This window comes from Kitasatospora sp. NPDC058162 (genome assembly GCF_042884005.1).
Lineage (GTDB): Bacteria > Actinomycetota > Actinomycetes > Streptomycetales > Streptomycetaceae > Kitasatospora.
The window spans coordinates 316519-336951 of sequence record NZ_JBHVUS010000001.1; the positions used below are offsets into that span (position 1 = coordinate 316519).

The following is a 20433-nucleotide window of genomic DNA, read 5'->3' on the forward strand; positions in this document are numbered from 1 at the left end:
CCGACTCCGGCAAGGCGGGCGTTACCAACGTCCGCTGGTACTCGTCCGGAGGGGAAGCACTGCCCTGGTAGCCGCTGCCCACGATCCTCGGATGCGAGACCGTCGGCAGCGGCCCCACCCCGGCTACGCCGTCGGGCTCGTGGCGGATTCGGTGGCGTGCTCGGCGATCAGTTCCCGGGCCGCGTCCAGATCCTCCGGGCGCTTCAGTGCGAGGGTCTTCACCCCGGGCAGGGCCCTCTTGGCGAGGCCGGTCAGGGTTCCGCCCGGGGCCAGTTCGAGGAGCGCGGTGACGCCGAGTTCCTTGAAGGTCTCCATGCACAGGTCCCAGCGCACGGGGCTGACCAGTTGGCTCACCAGCCGCGCCACGACCTCGGTGCCCGAGCTGACGACCTGCCCGTCCTTGTTGGACACGTACCGGGTGTGCGGGTCGGTGACGGTCAGCTCGGCGGCCGCGGCTTCCAGGGCCGTCGCGGCCGGGGCCATGTGGGCCGTGTGGAAGGCGCCGGCGACCTTCAGGCGGACCACCTTGCGGGTGCCCTCCGGCATGTCCTCGGCCAGTGCGGCCAGTTGCGCGGCGGTGCCCGCGGCCACGATCTGGCCCGCGCCGTTGATGTTCGCCGGGGTCAGGCCCAGCTTCTCCAGGTGCGGCAGCACGTCCTCGGGCTCGCCGCCGAGCAGCGCGGCCATACCGGTCTCGGCGAGGCCGGCGGCCTCGGCCATCGCCAGTCCGCGCTTCCGCGCGAGGATCACGGCCTGCTCCTCCGGCGCCACGCCGCTGAGCGCGCAGGCCGCCAGTTCGCCCACGCTGTGGCCGGCGACCGCCCCCGCCAGGCGCGACAGGTCTGCTGCGGTCGGGAAGAGCTGCCGCGCCGAGATCAACGCCGAGGCCACGAGCAGCGGCTGCGCGACGGCGGTGTCACGGATGTCGTCCGCGTCGGCCTCGGTGCCGTAGTGGACCAGGTCCAGGTCGCTGGTGGCGGACCACTCCCGAAGCCGGTCCTCCACACCGGGGAGTTCGAGCCAGGGGGTCAGGAAGCCGGGCGTCTGGGCACCTTGGCCGGGGGCAACGAGTACGAGCATCGCCACACTCCTTCTCGGGGACGCTCCGGTCCGCCCCCAGAGGGCGCGGACCGGAGCGTCGGGGAACTGCGAGTCGCCGCCAACGCTAGACGCGGACGCCGCTTCACGCCCGCGTATCTGGGCGATGCCACCGACGGTTTCCCCGCCGGAGCGGACAGGAGGCCGGCGTCCCGGCCCCGGCCTCACCTGGTGTAGTACCAGAACTCCGGCTGGTAGCCCTCGAAGGGGTCCTGGACCGGCATGTAGACGCTGTTGGACACCTCGTAGACGGCCACGATCTCGTCGGTGTAGATCACCGGCTGGTGGTCGTTGACGTAGTCCTCGTAGGCGTACATGTCCTGGACGTCGTTGCTGGTGATCGACTTGGCGATCAGCTCGTCCAGGTGCGGGTCCGAGTAGCCCCAGACGTTCGCCGCGGCGCCGGTGGCGAAGAGGGAGTCGCCGGTCGGGTAGAGCTGGGGCGAGTAGACCCAACCGCCGTACAGGGCGGCGTCCCAGGCGCAGCCGGCGGGGTTGGCCGGGGTGCACAGGGAGGCCTCGGTCTGGAGGCGGTCGACGGGTACCTCGGCCAGGTTGACGGAGATCCCCGACTGGGCGAGGTTGGCGCGGTAGGAGGCCATGATCCCGGGCAGGTCGGCGTTGCCGGCCTGGTAGTCCAGGTCGAACTCGGCCTTGTCGCCGGCGGCGATGTCGGCACCGCACTGGCCGGGGCCCGTTCCCGGGTTGCGGCAGACGGCCGGGGTGGTGCTCAGGTCCCAGCCGTTGGCGGCCATCAGGCTGCGGGCCTCGGCGAGGTCGAACTTGATCCGGTGCTGCTGGGCGTTGGGCGACAGGGGGTTGCCCGCGGGGATCGCCGGCACGGCGCCGATGGTGGGGTGGCCCCAGCCCTTGCGGGCGCCGTCGATGACGCCCTGCTGGTCGTAGGAGTCCTGGAGCGCCTTGGTGAAGTAGGGCTGCCGGAACAGCTTGCCGTGCCGGGTGCTGCGGAAGTTGAGCTGGTAGTAGCTGATCGAGTCCAGGTAGGTCAGCGGCGCGATGTGGTAGCCCTGTCCGGCCAGCGGGTTGCCGGCCTGGAGGTCGTTCGGGTTGTAGCGCGCCGCGTGGGCCTTGGGCAGGATGCCGATCTGCAGGGCGTTCGGGCTGGACGCGCCGGCCTGGAGGTCCGCGTACTGGGCCTCGGCGTTCTTGTACGGGACGAAGTCGACCTCGTCCAGGTACGGCCGGTGGACGCCGGAGTAGGCCTTGTTGCGGACGATGGAGTAGTAACCGGTCCCCGCGTCATAGGACTTGAGCTTCCAGGGCCCGTCCGTGATCTGCCAGAGCGGGTTGGTCGCGAAGGTCTTCTTGTCGACGGAGGCCGCGCTCAGGTAGCGGAAGACCGGGTCGCAGTCGGCCTTCAGCGTCGGGCTGTCCACCGCGTCCGCCGCGCACCGGCCGCGCGCGCCGTCGGGGCCGGTCACGTCCCAGGCCCGGGGCATCGGGGTGATCGTGGTGAGGACGTTCTGCAGCACCCAGGTCCGGTTGTAGGCCTGGTCGAAGGTGATCGAGATGCCGTGCTCGGCGACCGCCGTGGAGACCACGTTGTCCGGGAAGTAGTTGGTCGTCTTCCCGGCGATGGTCATCGGCGGGGTGTAGTAACCGTCGTGGTCCTTCTCGGCCTTGGACATGTTGATCCAGAACTGGACGTCGCGGCCGGTGAGCCGTTCGCCGTTGCTCCACTTCCAGTTCTTGAGGCCGATGGTGACGGTCCGTCCGTCGGCGCTCCACTCCGGGGCCCGGGCCGGCGACAGGTCGTCGTCGATGGCGATCCGGTCGTCCCGTCCGGCGAAGTACAGCGGCCGGAAGAAGAACTGCTGGAACTCCCCGATGTTGATCGAGGTGACCTGGTTGACGTCCATGAACGGCCAGATCACATTGGGACTGTCGTTGGGCCGCTGCGCGATGCGGACCGTCCCGCCGTACTTGGCGTGCGGCTTGCCGGCCAAGCCGGGGGCGCCGTCGGCGGGTTCGGCGGCGGCGACCGTGGTGGCCGCTCCGACGGTCGCGACGGCGACGGCCACGACACCCGCCTTCGCCAGGAATCTGCGGACTCTGCGGACTCTGCCGATGTGCATGAGGACCTTCCGTGAGAAGCGGGACACCGGGGTGGTCATGAGCCCCACCGGATCAGCTGGGCCCGATGTCGGCGCCGCCGCCGGAGCCTCCGCCGTGGACGGAGGACTCGTGCGGTGCCGCCGGGGAGGGCGCGGGTGCCACCGCGGCGCCGATGTCCCCGACCAGGACGGCGATCTTCTTGACCATGCCCCTTCATGTCCTCTCGTGAAGGAATCCGTTGAAGGAATCCGTTGGGTGAGAACGGATCCGTGTCCCGTTCCCGACTTAGCCTCGGCCATGACAATCCCGGGCGGTTCCCGCTCCGATACCGCCCGCTACCGCCCTGTGGAGGCCGGTTCAGACCGGGATGCGCCCCGGGCTCGGCCGACCCACCCCGTCGAGCACGGCGGCCGCCGCCTCCATGCCCTCCAGGGCGCGGGCCGCCTCGATCCGGTAGCCGATCGCGCTCGCGTGCCGGTAGGCGTAGCGGTGCGCCTCCAGCGCGCCCTCGAAGTCCCGGACCGCGAACCGCACCCGGCCCACGATGTTCGCGACGGCCGCCTGGCGCACCGGGGTCCGGCTCGCCTCGGCCAGCCGCAGGGCGCTCTCGATCGGCTCGACGGCCGCCTCCCGGTCCCCGCTCAGAGCCGCGACCTCGGCACAGACCGCCAGCAGCAGGGCGACGTTGCCGGGGAGCCTCGACTCGTCCGACAGCAGCCGGGCCAGGTCCACGCAGGCCCGGGCCTGGGGCAGTTCGCCGCCGCGCAGGTGGGCGACGGCCTTGTCGGTCAGGGCCGCGATCTCGATCTCGACCGCGTGCAGCCGGCGGCTGATGTCCACGGCCGCCTGGGCCGATTCGACGGACTGCCGGAAGTCGCCGCGGTTCTCGTGCAGCATGCTCAGCACGGTGAGCGACTCGGCGGTCTCCCGGTGCAGGCCGATCTCGGTGCCCAGCGCGATGCTCCGCTCCAGGTGCGGCAGGGCGGCGTCGTACGCGCCCACCGTCGTCAGCAGCATCCCGAGGGTGCCGCGGCAACGCGCCTCGGCGTGGGCGTCGTTGATGGCGATGGCCGCGGCGAGCCCCTCCTCGGCGGCCGCGACCCCTTCCGGGAGCCGGCCGACCTTCCAGCACACCGCGGCCAGGTTCGACAGGCTGAGCAGCAGCAGCGAGGAGTCGCCGAGGCGTCGGGCGCAGGCGACGGCGATCTTGGCGACCTCGTAGTAGTCCTCGAAGTAGCCCCGGAGGTTCAGGTGGTAGGCCAGGTTGCGGGCGAGGTACGCGGCGTGCAGGTCGAGCCGCTCCTGCTCGGCCCGCCGGACCACGGCGATCAGGCTGGAGTGCTCGCGGTCGAGCCACTCCAGGGCGGCGCCGTGGTCCGGGAAGCGCGGCAGGTACGGCGACTCGGGCCGGAAGGTGGTGTCCACCCGGCGCCAGTACGGGAACACCCGGGCGCAGGCGTCGTCGCTGGCCTGGCAGTAGTGGTCGAGCAGCCGCCGCAGCGCGACGCCGGCCTCGCCGTCCGCGTCGGGCAGCCGGAGCGCGAACGCCCGGACCAGGTCGTGGAACCCGTACCGGCCGTCGTTGCGCAGCTGGAGGAACCGCACGTCCATCAGTGATTCCAGCGCCGAGTCGGCGGCGGGCAGGTCGCGGCCGAGCAGGGCCGCCGCCGAGTGGACGTCGAGCGCGCCGCCCGGGTGCTGGGCGGTGAGCCGGAACGCGGTGCGGACCGGCGGCTCCATGGCGTCGTACGAGGACCGCAGGGTCGCCTCGACGCTGCGGTCGGTGCTGCTGAGTTCGTCCAGGCGCCTGGTCTGGTCGGCGAGCCTGCGGACCATCCGGTCCAGCGTCCAGCCCGGGCGGTTCAGCAGCCGGGCGGAGGCGATCCGCAGCGCCAGTGGGAGGTGGCCGCAGAACTCGGCGAGGTCCTGGGCGCCGCGCAGGTCGGCGGCGACGAGATCGGCGCCGAGGGTCTCGGCCAGGAACGCGGAGCTCTCGTGCGGGGAGAGCTCCCGCAGCGAGACCCACCGGGCGCCGTCGAGGTCCACCAGCCGGGCGCGGCTGGTGACGATCGCGATGCTGCCCGCGGTGGCCGGCAGCAGCGGCCGGATCTGGCCGACCTCCCGCACGTTGTCGAGGACGAGCAGGTAGCGGCGGTCGGTCAGGCAGTTGCGCCACATGCCGGTGCGGCCGGCGAGGTCGTCGGGTATCTCGTCCGGGCGCTTGCCGAGGGAGCGCAGCAGGATGTCGAGCGCGGTGTTCGCGCTGATCGGCTCCTCGCCCGGGGTGTGGCTCTGCAGGTCCAGGAAGATCTGGCCGTCCGGGAAGGCCTCGGCGACGGTGTGGGCCGCCCGGATCGCGAAGGAGGTCTTGCCGCAGCCGCCGATGCCGTCGACGGCGACGATCCGCCCGCCGGCCGTCCCGGCTTCGGCGGCGGCCGCCACGACCGCCGCCAGCTCCGTCGTCCGCCCGACGAAGTCCGGCAGGTCGCCCGGCAGCATGCGGGGAACGGTCAGCGGGTGGGAAACGGTCGCGGTCTGCTGCGGGGGCTCGGCCGGCTCGGGGGCCGTCCGCGGTGCGGGCGCCGTCCGCGGCGCGGGGGCGGCGGCCAGGAGGTCCGGGCTGTCCTTCAGGACGGCCTCGTGCAGGCCGATCAGCTCCGGGCCGGGGTCGACGCCGAGGTCCTCGCGCAGCAGCCGCCGTACGGAGCGGAACACGTCGAGCGCGTCGGCCCGGCGGCCGGAGCGGTACAGGGCGAGCATCAGGTGGCCGTACAGCCGCTCCCGCAGGGGGTTGGCGGCGACCAGGTCACGCAGTTCGCCGACGAGTTCCGGGCCCTCCCCGGCGTCCAGCCGGAGCGCCAGCAGCTGTTCGAGGGCGGCCATCCGGCGCTCCTCCAGGGCGGCCGAGGCCGCCGAGATCACCGCGCTCCCGTGGTCGTCGAGGGAGGCCCCGCGCCACAGGTCCAGGGCGGTGCGGAGCTCCTCCGCCGCCAGGTCGCCCCGGCCGTCGCCGAGCAGGGCCTGCGCCCGCTGGACGGCCGCGGCGAACCGCGTCGAGTCCAGGTCGTCGTCGTGCACCGCGATGCGGTACCCGGTGCCGACGGTCTCGATCAGCGACTTGCCGCCGGGGAGCCGGGTGCGCAGGCTGGAGACCGCCTTGCGGACCTGGTGGGTGGCGGTCTCGGGCGGGGCCTCGCCCCAGATCCCCTCGACGATCCGCGGCACGGACAGGACCTGACCCGGTGCCAGGAGCAGCATGGTCAGGACCTTCTCGTTCACCCTGCCGCCGAGCGGTACCCGCCGGTCCCCCGCCCACACCTCCAAGGGCCCCAACAGCAGGAACCGAGGATCGCCCACAATGCTCCCTCCTCCCCGTACGCGCACCGTTTGGCACAACTGTCCGCATTCTAGGGCCGTAATCGATCTCCGGAACGGGATCCACCGCACGTTTCCCGGGATTTGACGTGCGGCAACACCCGGACGACCGGCCGGAATTCCGTGCTCCGCCTTCGAAAGGACTCATGGCAATTCCGGCATATCGGTCGGAATGCCAAGGAGGAACGGGTCAATAGGTCTGATTTCGCGACGTCTGTGCCACAACCCGCCACAAAGTCAAACCTCCCCGCTTGCAAGGCTTTTGAGCCATTCGTACACCCGCCGACCCGTGTTACCTGGCGCAACAATTCGAGCTTTCCCGGGAACGCGACCGGGAACGTGACCGGGAGCGGCGCGGGAACGGAACGGGAAGCGCCCTCGGCAGTCTTTTCCCCAGCGGTGCCGCGGCCGCACGCCGCCACGGACGCATCGCACTTGCCAGCGGAGATACGAATGACTGCCGAGATCCTGGAAACACCGACAAGCGCGTCGATCCTGGACCCACTGCGCCTCAGGCTCGACGAACTCAGGGCCAACCGGCTCTACCGGGACTTCCTCCCGGTCGCCCATCAGGCGGCCCAACCCGGCCACACCTGGCACGACGACCGCCTGGTGCAGGTCTGGTGCAGCAACGACTACCTGGGCCTGAGCCAGCACCCGGAGGCGATCGCCGCCCAGCAGGCCTCGGTCGCCCGGCACGGCACCGGCACCGGCGGGTCGCGCAACATCGCCGGCACCAGCGTGGCGCACGTCGAGCTGGAGCAGCGGGTGGCCCTGTGGCACGGGAAGGAGCGCGCCCTCGTCTTCTCGAGCGGCTACGTGGCCAACTTCGAGTCGCTCAGCACCCTGATCGCCGCCACGCCCGGCATGGTGGTGTTCTCGGACGCGCTCAACCACCGGTCGCTGATCGAGGGCATCATCCGCTCCGGCGCGCCCAAGCAGGTGTTCGCGCACAACGACGTGGACGACCTGCGGGCCCGGCTGGCGGCGACCCCCGCCCACCTGCCGAAGCTCATCGTCTTCGAGTCCGTGTACTCCATGGACGGCGACACCTCGCCGCTGTCGGAGATCCTCGACCTCGCCGAGGAGTTCGACGCGCTGACCTGGCTCGACGAGACCCACTCCATCGGGGTGCGCGGTGCCACCGGCGCCGGCCTCAGCGAGGAGCTCGGCGACCACCGCGCCACCTTCGTGCAGGGGGTCTTCGGCAAGTCCCTCGGCACGGTGGGCGGTTACGTGGCCGGCCCGGACGTCGCCCTGGACTACGTACGGTCGCAGGCCCCCGGGTTCATCTTCACCACTGCCCTGCCCCAGGCCTCCATGGACGCCACCCTCCGCACCCTGGACATCGTCCAGAAGGGGAGTGCGCTCCGGGCCGAACTGGACGCCAAGGTCGCCCTGTTGAAGGCCGAGCTGCGGATCCGCGGCATCGAGTTCCTGGACGCCGACAGCCACCTCGTGCCGGTGATGGTGCGCGGGGCCGAGCGGGTCCGCCAGGTGGCCTCGATGCTGCTGGAGCAGCACGACATCTACGTCCAGCCGATCAACTACCCCTCGGTCGCCAAGGGCAGCGAGCGCTACCGCGTGACGGTCGCCCCGTTCCGGACCCCGGAGCAGATCGCCCGCTTCGCCGAGTCGCTGCACGACTGCCTGCGGGCCTTCGACCCCGCGACCCCGACCACCCCCAGCGCCCTGACCGCCTCGACCACCTCTATCAACGAGACCGCCCCGGAGGAAGCACGATGACCACCAAGAAGCAGAGCAACCCGTTCGTCGGCGTGGAGTTCACCGACGTCACCTACCAGGACCTCCAGGACCCGACCCTGTGGGCGGACCTGATCGACTCGCTGCACGCCCACGACGTGGTCGTGGTCCGCTCCATCGACCTGACGCCCGAGCAGCAGATCGAGCTCGCCCGCCGGCTGGGCCGCCCGGTGCCGTTCGTGATCGGCAAGTACCGGCACCCGGAGTTCGAGGAGATCATGATCTCCTCCAACGAGCAGAAGGACGGCAAGCCGGTCGGCGTCGCCCGGGTCGGCAACTTCTGGCACCAGGACTCCACCTTCGTCGCCGACCCGGCGCCGTTCACCATGCTGCATGGCGTCAACGTGCCCTCCACCAGCGGCCACACCAAGTTCGCCAGCGCCGCGGACGTGTACGACCGCCTCCCCGAGGAGTGGAAGGCCCGGCTGGCCGACCGGACCGGCAACCACACCGTGAGCAAGCGGCTGCGGATCCGTCCGGAGCACGTCGGCCTGTCCGCGGCCGAGTTCAAGGCCCAGGCCGAGTACGAGCACCCGCCGGTCCAGCACCCCGTGGTCACCAAGGACGAGCGCAGCGGCCGCACCTACGTCTACGGCAGCCGGGAGTACATGGACGGCGTCGAGGGCTTCGACCCCAACGAGAACGAGGCCTTCTTCGCGCTGCTGGACGGCCTGATCACCGACGAGAGCCACGTCTACACCCACCAGTGGACGCCGCACGACCTGGTGATCTGGAAGACCCGCACCACCTACCACATCGCCACCGAGGTCGAGCCGGGCGTCGGGCGCACCGTGCACCGCGTCAGCATCGAGGCCGCGGGCAGCGACGCGAAGCCGGTCGAAGAGCGGGTGCAGTGAGCGCCATAGCGGACTTCGCCGTCCGGTACCCCGAGGGGCGGGTCGACGTGCAGGACCTGCACGCCGCCTCCGGGGTGCCGGTGGCCGACATCCTCGACGTCACCCACGCCCAGGGGTTCCCCGGGCTGGGCGAGGGGGAGGCCTCCTGGGAGCTGGCACGGGACGCGGCCCGCGCCGTCCTGGAGCGCACCGGGGTCGCACCGGAGCGGATCGGCACCGTCATCTTCGCGGGCTCGGGCGAGTGGGACTTCCCGTTCTGGTCCCCGGCCGCCAAGGCCGCGCACGCGCTGGGCATCGAGCGGGCGCACTGCTTCGAGGTCGGCAACTTCTGCAACGCCGGCGCCACCGCCCTGCGGGTCGCCGGCGACCGGCTCGACGCCCAGGGCTCGGGCTACGCCCTGGTCCTGGTCGCCGACCGGCTGACCCGGCTGGTCGACCGCTCCGACCCCGACAGCCTGGACCTGTTCAACTTCGGTGACGCGGCGGCCGCGGTCCTGCTCACCGCCGGGCCCGGGCCGTTCACCCTGGCGCACTCCGCCATGCGCACCGACGGCAGCTGGGCCGACTACTACCGCGGGGAGCACCGCCCCGACGGCGTGGTGATCCGCCAGGAGCCCCACCGGCGCGGCCTGGCGGACGCCTACGTCAAGAACTTCGGGGCGCTGGTCGACGAGACCCTGCGGGCGCTCGGCGCCAAGGTCGACGACGTCGCCCACCTGCTGATCAACCACGGCGACCAGCGGATGCACCGGCGGCTGCTGACCACCCTCGGCCTGCCCGAGGAGAAGTCGGTGTTCGCCTACCACCGGCAGGGCCACATGGGCGGCGCGGACACCTTCATCGCGCTGCGCGAGCTGGTCGACGAGGGCCGGGTGCACGACGGCGACCTGATCCTGCTGGCCACCAGCGCGATGGGGTTCAGCTGGGGGATCACGGCCCTGGAGTGCCGCCCGTGAAGATCCTGGTGATGCATCAGGTCCCGTACCGCAAGATCGACTACCACCTGGGGCTCGACCACGAGGCCCACGACGTCACGTACTTCGGGACGGCCGAGTCGATCGCGGAGATCCCGGAGCCGCTGCGCTGCGGGCGGGTGGTCCTGGACGGTCCGGGCGGACCGGCCGAGCAGATCATCGCCCGCACCCGCCGCGAGGACGGGTGGGAACAGGTGCTGGCCCTCTCGGAGTTCGGGATCCTCGAGGCCGCGGCGATCCGCGCGCACCTCGGGATCCCGGGCCCCGACCGGGCCGGCCTGGAGCTGATCCGCGACAAGGTCGCGATGAAGCGGGCACTCGTCGACGCCGACGTGCGCCACCCCCGGTTCGTGGCGGCTCCCCCGGCCTCGGGCCGGCTGCCGTGGACCGGCCGTACGGTCGTCAAGCCGCGGCTGGGCGCCTCCAGCGACGGGGTCACCATCCACCCGACGCCCGAGGAGGCCGTCGCCCACCACCGCGGCCTGCCGGACCGGGAGGGCTACCAGCTGGAGGAGTACGTCGAGGGCGAACTCCTGCACGCGGACGGGCTGGTGACCGCGGGCCGGGTGTCCGACCTGGTGGTCAGCCGGTACGTCGGCAAGCCCGTCGACTTCGCCGCCGGCGCCCCGATCGCCACCGGGCAGCTGCCGCCCGACCCGCGCCACACGGCCTTCACCGAGCGGGTGGTCGAGGCGCTCCGGATCGAGGCCGGGTGCATCCACCTGGAGTTCTTCGAGACGGCCGCCGGGGAGCTGGTGTTCCTGGAGGTGGCGAACCGGCTCGGCGGCGGCGGCATCGTCACCGCCCACCTGCGGCACACCGGGGTGCACCTGGCCCGGCACGAGATCGCGATCCGGCTCGGCCTGCCGCGCCCGGAGAAGCTGGCGCCGAGCGGGCGCTACCACGGCTTCGCCATCTTCCCCGGGCACCAGCTGGACCCCGCCCGGCCCTGGCGGACCGAAGTGCCCGAGCACCTGCGCGAGCACCCGGCGCTGGACCGGCTGCACCTGCTCGAAGACCCCGGTGCCGAGCCCTCGGGCGGCTCCGCCCGGATCACCTACCAGGAGTGGCAGGTCCCCGCCTTCATCGAGGCCTCGCACCCCGACCCCGTCGTCCTCGCCCGGTTCCTCGCCGACTGCACCCGGTCCATCCAGGTGAGCCAGCCCGAACCGGCCAACACCCCAGGAGGTCCCAGGCCGTGACCGCCACGACCACCCCGAGCCGCTCGGCGGCCGAGCCGCAGACCGCGGCCGCCGGGCCGTACCACCCGACCGATCTGCTGCTGGCCGTCGAACACGTCGAGCGGGCGCTGACCCGCGAGCCCGGTTCGCCCGCGGTCCGGGCGCTCCTCGACGCCGGCGTCGACTTCCTGTTCCGGACCGAGGAACTGGCCGAAGGGCTCGACGAGCTCTTCGGCGGCGTGAGCCAGTACCCGTGGCGCCCACTGACGGACAGCGACGACGTGATCGCCTTCTCGCCGGTCGGCACGGTCGTCCTCGACGACCCCGCGCCGGACGCCGCCGAGCCGGCCGTCCGCGGCCTGCTGCTGGCCTGGGCCTCCGGCGACGACGTCATCGTCCGCACCGCGCGGCCGCGGTGGTGGCGGACGGTCGAGGAGCTGCTGCGGGCCCCGGGCTTCCCGCTGCCCGCGCTGCGGACCGCCCGGCGGGGCGAGTCCTTCCCGGGCGCCGTCGTCGTCGACGTCCCGCCGCTGCCCGCGGTCGGCGGCGACAACAGTTCTTCGGATGCCGCCGTCGAAGCCCGGCGCTTCCGGCTGGACTGCACCTCCGGCTGGGCCCAGGGGCTGTCCCGGCGCGAGTACCTCCCGGGCACCACCCTGGCCCGGGCCCGGGCCGCGGCCGCCGACGGGCTGGACGGCCGGGTGGCGGCGCGCCTGCGCTACCTCGTCGAGCGGGCCCGGCGCACCCCGTACTACGGCGGGCTCGACCTGCCGCGGGTGACGGAGCGCGCCGACCTCCAGCGGCTGCCGATCCTGAACAAGTCGGACCTGGAGCGGCACTCCCTGCCGACCTCGCACGACCTGTCCGGCGGGGACCGGCCCAGCGGCGAGGTCCTGCGCAGCGGCGCCACCGCCGGCACCCCCCGGTACATCGTCTACTCGCGGGCCGACTGGACCAACATGATCCGCGAGGCGATCCCCGTGCTCTACGCGCTGGGACTGCGCCCGGGCGACCGGGTGATCAACACCCTGTTCGGCGGGGAGCTCTACGGCGGGCTGGTGACCAGCCAGAACGAGCTCTCCCGGATGCCGGTGGAGACCTACACCGTCGGCGGCAGCGCGAGCGCTGACCACATCCTGATGCTGGTGCGCAGCTTCGACGCCAACGCCGTGCTGGGCATGCCCGCGCTGCTGCTGCCGGTGCTGCGGGCCGCCAAGGCCGCCTTCCCCGAGCTGCGGATCGAGAAGGTGCTGTACGGCGGCAGCCCGATGATGGAGACCGACAAGCAGTGGCTCCGCGACGAGCTGGGCGCCAAGGTGGTGGCCAGCATCCTCGCCGCCAACGACGGCGCCCAACTGGGCTACCAGTGCTCCGAGATGAGCGGCACGCTGCACCACGTCTGCGACGACTACAACCTGCTGGAGGTGGTCGACGAGCAGGGCCGTCCGCTGCCCGACGGCGAGGTCGGCGAACTGCTGGTGACCAGCCTGCAGAAGCTCGAAGGGCCGCTGATCCGCTACCGGATCGGCGACATCGGCCGGATCTTCCGGCACAGCTGCGGCTGCGGCCTCAGCGGCCGGGTGCTGGAGTACTTGGGCCGGTCCGACGGACAGATCAAGGCCCACGCCCAGACCATGCTCTACGCGGACGTGGTGGCCGAGCTGGCCCCGTTCGAGGTCTCCCAGGTGCAGGTCGAGATCGCCTCCCGGGACCGGCACGAGTCCATCGTGATCCGGACCGAGTCCGCCCGCCCGCTGGATCCGGCGGCGGTGAAGGCGCACCTGGAGTCGAAGTTCTCGCTGCTCGGCTCGCGGCAGGAGTTCGAGACCGACGAGCTGCTGTTCCACTTCGCCGTGGAGTGCCTCGGCGAGGGCGAGCTGCCGCGCCACCCGGTCAGCGGCAAGGTCCGCGGCGTGATCGACCGGCGGGTGGGGGCGTGATGGCGGCCGTACTGCCGAAGGAACCGGTGAGGCTGCCGGAGGAACCGGTGAGCGCGCTGCTCAATGCCGAACTCGCCCGGCCGGACAGCCCGTTGCGGTCGATCGACCCCCGGCGCCACCCGGTGCTCGCCGACCTGAAGCGGGCCCGGTACCTGAGCCGGCCGCTGGTCTACCCCGAGTCCGAGGTGCGCGCCTTCGAGGCCGACCTGCTCGGCGCGGTCGAGCTGCTGACCACCCTGCCGACGCGGCTGTTCGACGGTGACGTCGAGCGGACCTGCCGGGCGCTGGGCCTGGACCCGCGCAAGGCCGAGCTGGTCGGGGACTTCGAGCAGGAGCGCCCGCCGCGTTTCGGCCGGATCGACGCCTACCACGACGGCGAGGCGCTGCGGGTCCTGGAGTTCAACGTCGGCGGATCCGTCGGCGGCCAGGAGTGGGTGCAGCCGCTGGCGGAGATGTTCTGGGCCGACGACGCCTTCCGCGCGTTCGGGACGGCGCACGGCCTCTACCACCTGCCCCAGACCACGCTGCTGGCCGGCGCGCTGCGCGAGGCGGCGGCCAAGGTGGGCTCGGGCCGCGACCCGGTCATCGCCATGGTCGAGGGCACCGGCGGCCTGGACCTCTACGCCGAGGGCTCGTGGTACCTGCTGCGGCGCCTGCTGGAGGCCGAGGGGTTCGACTGCCTGATCGGGGAGGTCCAGGAGCTGGAGGTGACCGCCTCCGGGGCGCGCTTCCAGGGCCGGCCGGTGGACCTGGTGTACCGGCTGTACGACCTGGACCAGGTCGTCGACGACCCGGCCGCCTGGCGCACCACGGTCCGGCTGCGGGACGCCCACCGAGCCGGGCAGGTGGCACTGTGGGCCCCGCTGGAGAGCGACCTGACCGACAACAAGCGCTTCCTGGCGTACCTGTCGGACCCGGCGCTGCGCGGTCACATGTCGCAGCACGAACGGGACTTGGTGGACCGGGTGCTGCCGTGGACCCGCGCCCTGGTGCCCGGTGCGGCCGGGCTCGAGACGGTGGTCGCGGACTGCCGCGAGCGCCGCGAGCAGCTGATCCTCAAGCCCGACGGCGGCTTCGGCGGCCAGGGCATCACCTGCGGCTGGCTGGTCTCCGACGAGCAGTGGGCCGACGCGCTGCGGCGCGGCGCCGCCGAGGGCGCGGTGGCCCAGCAACGGGTCGTCCCCCGCGAGGAGTTGGCCATCGACACCGAGACCGGCCGGACGGAGTCCTGGGACGCGTGCCTGGGCCTGTACTGGGTGCCGGGCGGCCTGGGCGGCGGCGGCGGACGGCTGGTGCACTCCGGCGAGCCGGCCGACTCCACCGACCGGCGGCTGGCCCCGATGTTCCTGTACCCCGACCAGGGCGCCGACTTGCCCTGAGCTACTGTCCCAACGCCCGCTTCCGACGCCCCCCGGCCCACAACTCAGGACGGAGACGATGTCTTCCACATTCCGCGCCGTACACCAGGTGGCACGCCCCGACGGTGTACCCGGCGCCGAGCACTTCGCCGTCGTGGAGCACCCGCTCCCCGCGGTCGAACCCGGCACCGCCCTGGCGGAGAACATCTACCTGTCCGTCGACCCGTACATGCGGGAGCTCATGGACGAGGAGTGGCCGCTCCACGAACCGCTCGGCTTCGGCCGGGCCATCGGCCGCGTCGTCCGCTCCGCGGACCCCGACCTGCGGGTGGGCGACCTGGTGGAGCACGGCGGGGGCTGGAGCACCCACGCGCTGATCCAGCACGGCCGCGGCCGCGTGATCCGGCCGGCCGCCGGCGTGGCGACGGCCACCTACCTGTCCGTGCTCGGCGCGACCGGCCTGACGGCCTACGTGGGCGTCCGCGAGATCCTCCGGGTCCAGTCCGGGGAGGCGCTGTACGTCTCGGCGGCCGCCGGCGCGGTCGGCGGCGTGGCCGGACAGATCGCGAAGCTGGCCGGCGCCGGGCACGTGGTCGGCAGCGCCGGCTCGGCCGCGAAGGTGCGGCACGTCGTCGAACGCCTCGGCTTCGACGCCGCCTTCGACTACCACGACGGCCCGGTGGCCGACCTGCTGGCGCAGGCGGCCCCGAAGGGCGTCGACGCGGTGCTGGAGGGCGTCGGCGGCGACCACCTGGAGGCCGCGATCGGCGCCACCCGGGAGTTCGGCCGGATCGCCTGGGTCGGCGCGATCTCCCAGTACAACCGCCCCGACCGGCCGCCCGCGGCGCCCCGGAACCTCTACGCCGTGTCCGACCGCAGCATCCACCTGCGCGGCTACCAGGTACGGCACTTCATGCACCTCCAGCAGGAGGCCGTGAGCTGGCTGACCCCCCACCTCCAGACCGGCCGGATCGTCGCCGACGAGCAGGTCGTCGAGGGCTTCGAGCACGTCGTCGAGGCGTTCCTCGGGGTGCTGCGGGGCGACAACACCGGCAAGATGCTCGTCCGCGTCGGGGAGGAGTGACCCGTGCTCAAGGCCTTCGCGTCCTATCGGGGACTCCTGGCGCTCCCCGGAGCGCGCACCGTGTTCGTCGTCGGACTGCTCGCCCGCCTCCCGTTCACCGCGGCCTCGATGGCGCTCGCCCTGCACGTCGTCATCGACCTGGACCGCGGCTACGGCGCGGCCGGGCTCGCCGACCTGATGCTGACGCTCGGCGGGGCCGTGGGCGCGCCCCTGCTGGGCCGCTCGCTGGACCGCTTCGGCGTGCGCCCCGTGGTGCTCGTCACCGGCACGGTCGACGCCGTGTTCTGGATCGGCGCGCCCTACCTGCCCTACCCGTGGCTGCTCGCGGCCTCCCTGGTGGCCGGGTTCATGGGGCTCCCGGTGTTCACGGCCATCCGCCGGGCGATCGCCACCAACATCCCCTCGGACCAGCAGCGGCAGGCGTTCGCCCTGGACGCGATCCTGGTCGAGGTGGTGTTCATGGTCGGACCGGCCGTCGCGGTCGGTGCCATCACCGCCGTGAACGACGCCACCGCGACGATGACCGGGATCGGCGTGCTCTACCTGGGAGCCGGGCTGCTGCTCACCCGGCTCGCCCCGGCCGGGGCCTCCGACGGGGCGGCGGCCGCGCCGAAGGACCCGGCGGTCCCGGAGCCGAGCGGGCGCAGTCTCTGGCTCCGTCCGGGCTTCCTGCTGGTGCTGGGCGTCAGCCTGGCGGCGAACCTCGTGCTGGCCGGCAGCGAGATCTCGATCACCGCCGTCCTGCGCGGGGTCGGCGACACCGAGTGGGCCGGGGTCTGCGTCGCGATCTGGTGCGCGGCCTCCCTGGTCGGCGGCTTCTGGCACGGCGCCACCAGCCGGCCCTGGCGGCTGCCGCGGCTGATGCTGCTGATGGGGCTCACCATCGCGCCGGTCGGCCTCGCCGGCCACGCGGGCTGGATCTGGCTCGCCATCGCCATGCTCCCCTCCGGCTTCATGTGCGCGCCGACCCTCGCCTCGGCCTCCGAGGAGATCACCCGCTCGGTGCCGCCCTCGGTGGTCGGCCAGGCCGCCGGCCTCCAGGGCTCGGCGATGACCATCGGCGGAGCGATCGGCGCACCGCTGGCCGGCGCCGTCATCGACCACTCCGCACCGGCCTGGGGCTTCGCCGTCACCGGCCTGGTCGGCGCATCCCTGGCTGCCCTCACCATCGCCTACCAGTACTTCGCCCGGCCGAAGCCGACCGCCCCCTCCACCGAGGAGGCCGACACCCCGGCGACGGTCTGACCACCCCCACAGGCCGAGGCCGCACCCGCCCCCGCGGGTGCGGCCTCTGGGCATTCCCGCCAGGACTCCGGCCGCCCGGCCTCGGGTGCGCGATCCTCGCGCATACTTGCGTGTTTACGCAAGCCTCCTGGGGGTGGACCTCTTCCCGCCGAGTGGCGGATTTCCCCGACGATCTGTCAGGGGCCAGCCTTGCGGGCAGTTCGACAGGTTCACGTCACCCCCACGAGGCGGCCCCACACCGCCGGACAAGGACACGTCATGCGTCGCTTCCCCCTGCCCAGGATCCTGGCCACCGCCGCAGCGGCCACCGCGCTCGCCCTCGCCGTACCGGCGGCCGGCGCCTCGGCCACGAGCGCGCCGGGCCCGACCATCATCGGCGGCGGCACCGCCGCGCAGGGCTACTCGTTCATCGTCTCGCTGCAGCAGAACGGCCAGCACATCTGCGGCGCTTCGCTGATCTCGCCCACCTGGGCGGTCACCGCGGCCCACTGCGTGGCCGGCGGCACGGCCGACCAGTTCACCGTCCGGGTCGGTTCCAACGACCGCACCTCGGGCGGCGAGGTCGCCTCGCTGGCCAAGGTCGTCCCCCACCCGAACTACAGCACCAACAACGACATCGCCCTGCTCCAGCTCGCCTCCCCGGTCCAGGCCACCCCGATCGCCATCGCCGACAGCGCACCGGCCGGCACCGCCACCAAGCTGCTCGGCTGGGGCCAGGAGACGCCGCAGCCCGGCGGCGACAACGGCCCGGACCAGCTCAAGGAGCTCGACACCAGCCTGCTCCCGAGCGGCTGCGCCGAGGGCTACGACCCCTCCTCCGAGCTCTGCGTCAACAACCCGCAGGGCCCGGACGGCAGCAACCAGGGTGCCTGCTACGGCGATTCGGGCGGCCCGGCGATCGCGCAGATCAACGGTGAGTGGCGACTGCTCGGCGCCACCAGCCGGGCCGGCGGCAGCTCCTCAACCTGCGCGGTCGACCCCTCGATCTACACCAACGTGACCGCGTTCAAGGACTTCATCCAGACCACCATGGCCGGCTGATCCCCCCGAACCCCCACTCGGGCCGGATCACCCCCGACGGCGGCCCTCCGTCCCGACCACCGGGACGGAGGGCCGCCGCTTGGGCGCGTGCAGCGCCGTACAGGCCTCGCCCCCGAGCTGCGCCCCGCGCCTACGCCGTCCGCCGCTCGACGCCGTCCAGCAGCAGACCGAGCCCCAGCTCGAACCCCCGGTCGTCCAGCCCCGCCGGGCCGCCGCCCCGGGCCGCGGAGCCCTCCAGGGCGTCCGCGAGCGCCGGGTACTGCGGCCGGTACGCGCCCGGTTCCCGGGTGAAGCCCGCGGCGAAGGTCTCCACCGCGGAGCCGAGCACCAGGTAGTCGATCGCCGCGGCGACCTCCGCCGCGTCCGCGGGGTCGAGGCCGGCCCGGCCGAGGAGGGCGAGCAGCGCGTCGTAGCCGCGCAGCGCGCTGTCGGCCTCGACCCGACGGCGGGCGAGCAGGGAGACGGCGTTCGGGTGCCGCAGGAACACCGCGCGGTAGCCGCGCGCGTACCCCGCGAGGCCGGCCCGCCAGTCCGGGTCGCTCAGCGGCGCATGGTCGATCTCGTCGTTGACCAGCCCGGAAACCGTGTCGACCAGGGCGTCCTTGCTCGGTACGTGGTTGTAGAGCGACGCCGCCTTCACTCCGAGCCGCTCGGCGAGCGCCCGCATGGTCAGCCCGTCGGGGCCCTCCTCGTCCACCACCTGGAGTGCGGCGAGCGCGATCCGCTCGCGGGTCAGCAGCGCTCTGCTCGGTCGGCCCACCCGAAAATTCCCCTCTTCCGCTCTCCGTGTCCGGGGGCTATCGTGCCAGACCGACAGCAGTTGCTAACAAAGTTAGTTTTATCAGGAGGGCGCCGCCCGTGGCCGAGAACACCCCCACCGATGCCACCCATGCCACTGACGCCACCGACGCCGACCGGCTGGCCGCCCTCGGCTACCAGCAGGAGCTACGGCGCAGCCTGAACGTGCTCGGCAACATCTCCATGGGCTTCGCCGTCGTCTCCCCGGTCGTCGGGCTGTACGCCGCCGTCCAGGTCGGCATGAGCGTCGCGGGCGGCGCCTGGGTCTGGGCGCTGCCGCTGTGCCTGCTCGGACAGTGCCTGGTCGTCGCCGTCTACTCCGAGCTCGCCTCCCAATGGCCGCTGGCCGGCGGCGCCTACCAATGGAGCAGACGCCTGGCGAGACCGGCGGTCGCCTGGCTCAGCGGCTGGCTGTGGCAGTTCGCCGTGATGTTCGGCAACACCACCGTCGCCTACCTCGCCTCGCCCTGGCTCTTCGCCCTCTTCGGCACCGTCCCGACACCCCCCGAGCAGGTCCTCGTCGCGGTCGGCTTCATGCTCTTCTGCACCCTGGTCAACGCCTACGGCATCAACCTCCTGCGCTGGTTCGTCAGCCTGGGCATCGCCGCCGAGGCCGTCGCCTCCGTCCTGGTCGGCCTCACCCTGCTGCTGGTCTTCCGGCAGCACGGCCTCTCCCTGCTCACCGACTTCCTCGACGCCCCGAAGGGGCTGGGCATCAGCGACACCGGCGCCCTGCTCGCCGCCGTGGCCGTCGCCGGCTGGGCGTTCATCGGCTTCGACGCCTGCGTGTCCACCGCCGAGGAGACCAAGGACGCCGCCCGGCAGGTCCCCCGGGCCATGTGGTGGTCGCTGCTCAGCGTCGGGCTCGTCGTCATCCTCAACGCGGTCTCGGTCGAGCTCGCCCACCCCGCCCCCGCCGACGTCGTCGCCGTCAAGGACCTCGACCCGGTCACCACCGCCGTCACCCACGCCTTCGGCGGCTGGGCGGACAAACCCTTCGTCCTGGTCGTCCTGATCAGCTTCACCGCCTGCCTGATGGCCTCCCAGGGCGGCGCCGCCCGCGGCCTCTACTCCCTCGCCCGCGACGACGTCTTCCCCTTCTCCCGCCACATCCGCAAGGTCAACCGGCACAAGGCGCCGATCGGCGGCCTGCTCGCCGCCACGGTGGTCAGCTGCGCCGCGCTGCCCCTGGGCCTGAACAACTCCGCCATCGGCAGCCTGATCACCTTCGGCAGCGCCGCCACCTTCGTGCCGTTCTTCCTGCTCACCGTGGTCGCCCTGACCGCCCGCCTGCGCGGCACCTGGAAGCCCGCCGGAGCGATCGGCTACGGACGCCTCGGCACCCCGCTCAACGTCCTCGCGGTGCTGTGGACCGGCTTCGAGGTGGTCAACATCTGCTGGCCGCGCGCCATCCTCGCCCCGGCCGGAGCGCCCTGGTACCAGATCTGGGCGGCACCGCTCGGCGTCGGCACCGTCACCCTCGCCGGCCTCGCCTACCTGCTCGCCCGCCGCCCCGACCGCCGGATGCCGGAGCCGGGCCACGACCGGCCGCACAGCGACGAACTCGCGCCAGCTGTCGTGTAGTTGAACCCCTGCCTCGACACGGGGGCACCATAGACCTTCCGCTTCCGACCTTTCCCCT

The 20433-nt window shown here is 72.7% G+C and carries 15 protein-coding genes; 10 read left to right on the forward strand and 5 right to left on the reverse strand.

Translation table 11 applies throughout. From position 1 onward, the window contains the following. Positions 1–123: 123 nt before the first annotated feature. The 4 genes from ACFVXG_RS01300 to ACFVXG_RS01315 all read right to left on the reverse strand — a co-directional run bounded on the left by ACFVXG_RS01300 (position 124) and on the right by ACFVXG_RS01315 (position 6531). Entirely contained in the window at positions 124–1080 is a 957-nt protein-coding gene (locus tag ACFVXG_RS01300) for an ACP S-malonyltransferase (RefSeq protein ID WP_387923114.1), read from the reverse strand. Positions 1081–1262: 182 nt separating this feature from the next. Next, positions 1263–3194, reverse strand: coding sequence for an ABC transporter substrate-binding protein (locus ACFVXG_RS01305; protein ID WP_387923116.1), 1932 nt, complete (start codon positions 3192–3194; stop codon positions 1263–1265). 52 nt (positions 3195–3246) lie between these two features. Further along, a complete protein-coding gene (locus ACFVXG_RS01310) occupies positions 3247–3381 on the reverse strand; it encodes a hypothetical protein (RefSeq protein ID WP_387923117.1) in 135 nt (44 codons plus the stop codon). A gap of 150 nt (positions 3382–3531) precedes the next feature. Then, a complete protein-coding gene (locus tag ACFVXG_RS01315; protein ID WP_387923119.1) occupies positions 3532–6531 on the reverse strand; it encodes a BTAD domain-containing putative transcriptional regulator in 3000 nt (999 codons plus the stop codon). 471 nt (positions 6532–7002) lie between these two features. Here ACFVXG_RS01315 and hemA point away from each other — a divergent pair, with 471 nt between their 5' ends. From hemA to ACFVXG_RS01360, 9 genes are all read left to right on the forward strand, one after another. Next, positions 7003–8295 (forward strand): 5-aminolevulinate synthase, encoded by a 1293-nt coding sequence (hemA, locus tag ACFVXG_RS01320; protein ID WP_387923121.1) that lies wholly within the window; start codon positions 7003–7005, stop codon positions 8293–8295. Next, positions 8292–9170 (forward strand): TauD/TfdA dioxygenase family protein, encoded by an 879-nt coding sequence (locus ACFVXG_RS01325; RefSeq protein ID WP_387923122.1) that lies wholly within the window; start codon positions 8292–8294, stop codon positions 9168–9170. Before hemA ends, ACFVXG_RS01325 begins: the two co-directional genes overlap by 4 nt. Continuing rightward, entirely contained in the window at positions 9167–10126 is a 960-nt protein-coding gene (locus ACFVXG_RS01330) for a 3-oxoacyl-ACP synthase III family protein (RefSeq protein ID WP_387923124.1), read from the forward strand. Before ACFVXG_RS01325 ends, ACFVXG_RS01330 begins: the two co-directional genes overlap by 4 nt. An 11-nt stretch (positions 10127–10137) precedes the next feature. After that, entirely contained in the window at positions 10138–11346 is a 1209-nt protein-coding gene (locus ACFVXG_RS01335; protein WP_387923126.1) for an acetyl-CoA carboxylase biotin carboxylase subunit family protein, read from the forward strand. Next, positions 11343–13265 carry a phenylacetate--CoA ligase family protein gene (locus ACFVXG_RS01340; protein ID WP_387923127.1) on the forward strand — a complete coding sequence of 641 codons (1923 nt, stop codon included), beginning with the start codon at positions 11343–11345 and terminating at the stop codon, positions 13263–13265. The genes ACFVXG_RS01335 and ACFVXG_RS01340 overlap by 4 nt, the downstream gene beginning before the upstream one ends. Positions 13266–13291: 26 nt before the next feature. Next, on the forward strand, positions 13292–14644 hold the full coding sequence (locus ACFVXG_RS01345; RefSeq protein WP_387923129.1) for a hypothetical protein: 1353 nt from the start codon (positions 13292–13294) through the stop codon (positions 14642–14644). A gap of 58 nt (positions 14645–14702) precedes the next feature. Further along, entirely contained in the window at positions 14703–15707 is a 1005-nt protein-coding gene (locus tag ACFVXG_RS01350; protein WP_387923131.1) for a zinc-binding dehydrogenase, read from the forward strand. A 3-nt stretch (positions 15708–15710) separates the two neighbouring features. Then, positions 15711–16952, forward strand: coding sequence for an MFS transporter (locus ACFVXG_RS01355; protein ID WP_387923132.1), 1242 nt, complete (start codon positions 15711–15713; stop codon positions 16950–16952). A 258-nt stretch (positions 16953–17210) separates the two neighbouring features. Beyond that, entirely contained in the window at positions 17211–17993 is a 783-nt protein-coding gene (locus ACFVXG_RS01360) for a S1 family peptidase (protein WP_387923134.1), read from the forward strand. Between the two features lie 130 nt (positions 17994–18123). Here ACFVXG_RS01360 and ACFVXG_RS01365 read toward each other — a convergent pair whose 3' ends face one another. Then, a complete protein-coding gene (locus ACFVXG_RS01365) occupies positions 18124–18753 on the reverse strand; it encodes a TetR/AcrR family transcriptional regulator (RefSeq protein ID WP_387923136.1) in 630 nt (209 codons plus the stop codon). A 98-nt stretch (positions 18754–18851) separates the two neighbouring features. Here ACFVXG_RS01365 and ACFVXG_RS01370 point away from each other — a divergent pair, with 98 nt between their 5' ends. Next, positions 18852–20375 carry an APC family permease gene (locus ACFVXG_RS01370; RefSeq protein WP_387923138.1) on the forward strand — a complete coding sequence of 508 codons (1524 nt, stop codon included), beginning with the start codon at positions 18852–18854 and terminating at the stop codon, positions 20373–20375. The last annotated feature ends 58 nt before the right edge of the window (positions 20376–20433 follow it).

What these genes read in the sequence shown, in the direction of transcription:
- ACFVXG_RS01310 (WP_387923117.1), bottom strand. Translation starts at nt 3,381, where the DNA reads ATGGTCAAGAAGATCGCCGTCCTGGTCGGGGACATCGGCGCCGCGGTG.
- ACFVXG_RS01335 (WP_387923126.1), top strand. Translation starts at nt 10,138, where the DNA reads ATGCATCAGGTCCCGTACCGCAAGATCGACTACCACCTGGGGCTCGAC.
- ACFVXG_RS01300 (WP_387923114.1), bottom strand. Translation starts at nt 1,080, where the DNA reads ATGCTCGTACTCGTTGCCCCCGGCCAAGGTGCCCAGACGCCCGGCTTC.
- hemA (WP_387923121.1), top strand. Translation starts at nt 7,003, where the DNA reads ATGACTGCCGAGATCCTGGAAACACCGACAAGCGCGTCGATCCTGGAC.
- ACFVXG_RS01350 (WP_387923131.1), top strand. Translation starts at nt 14,703, where the DNA reads ATGTCTTCCACATTCCGCGCCGTACACCAGGTGGCACGCCCCGACGGT.
- ACFVXG_RS01360 (WP_387923134.1), top strand. Translation starts at nt 17,211, where the DNA reads ATGCGTCGCTTCCCCCTGCCCAGGATCCTGGCCACCGCCGCAGCGGCC.
- ACFVXG_RS01305 (WP_387923116.1), bottom strand. Translation starts at nt 3,194, where the DNA reads ATGCACATCGGCAGAGTCCGCAGAGTCCGCAGATTCCTGGCGAAGGCG.
- ACFVXG_RS01325 (WP_387923122.1), top strand. Translation starts at nt 8,292, where the DNA reads ATGACCACCAAGAAGCAGAGCAACCCGTTCGTCGGCGTGGAGTTCACC.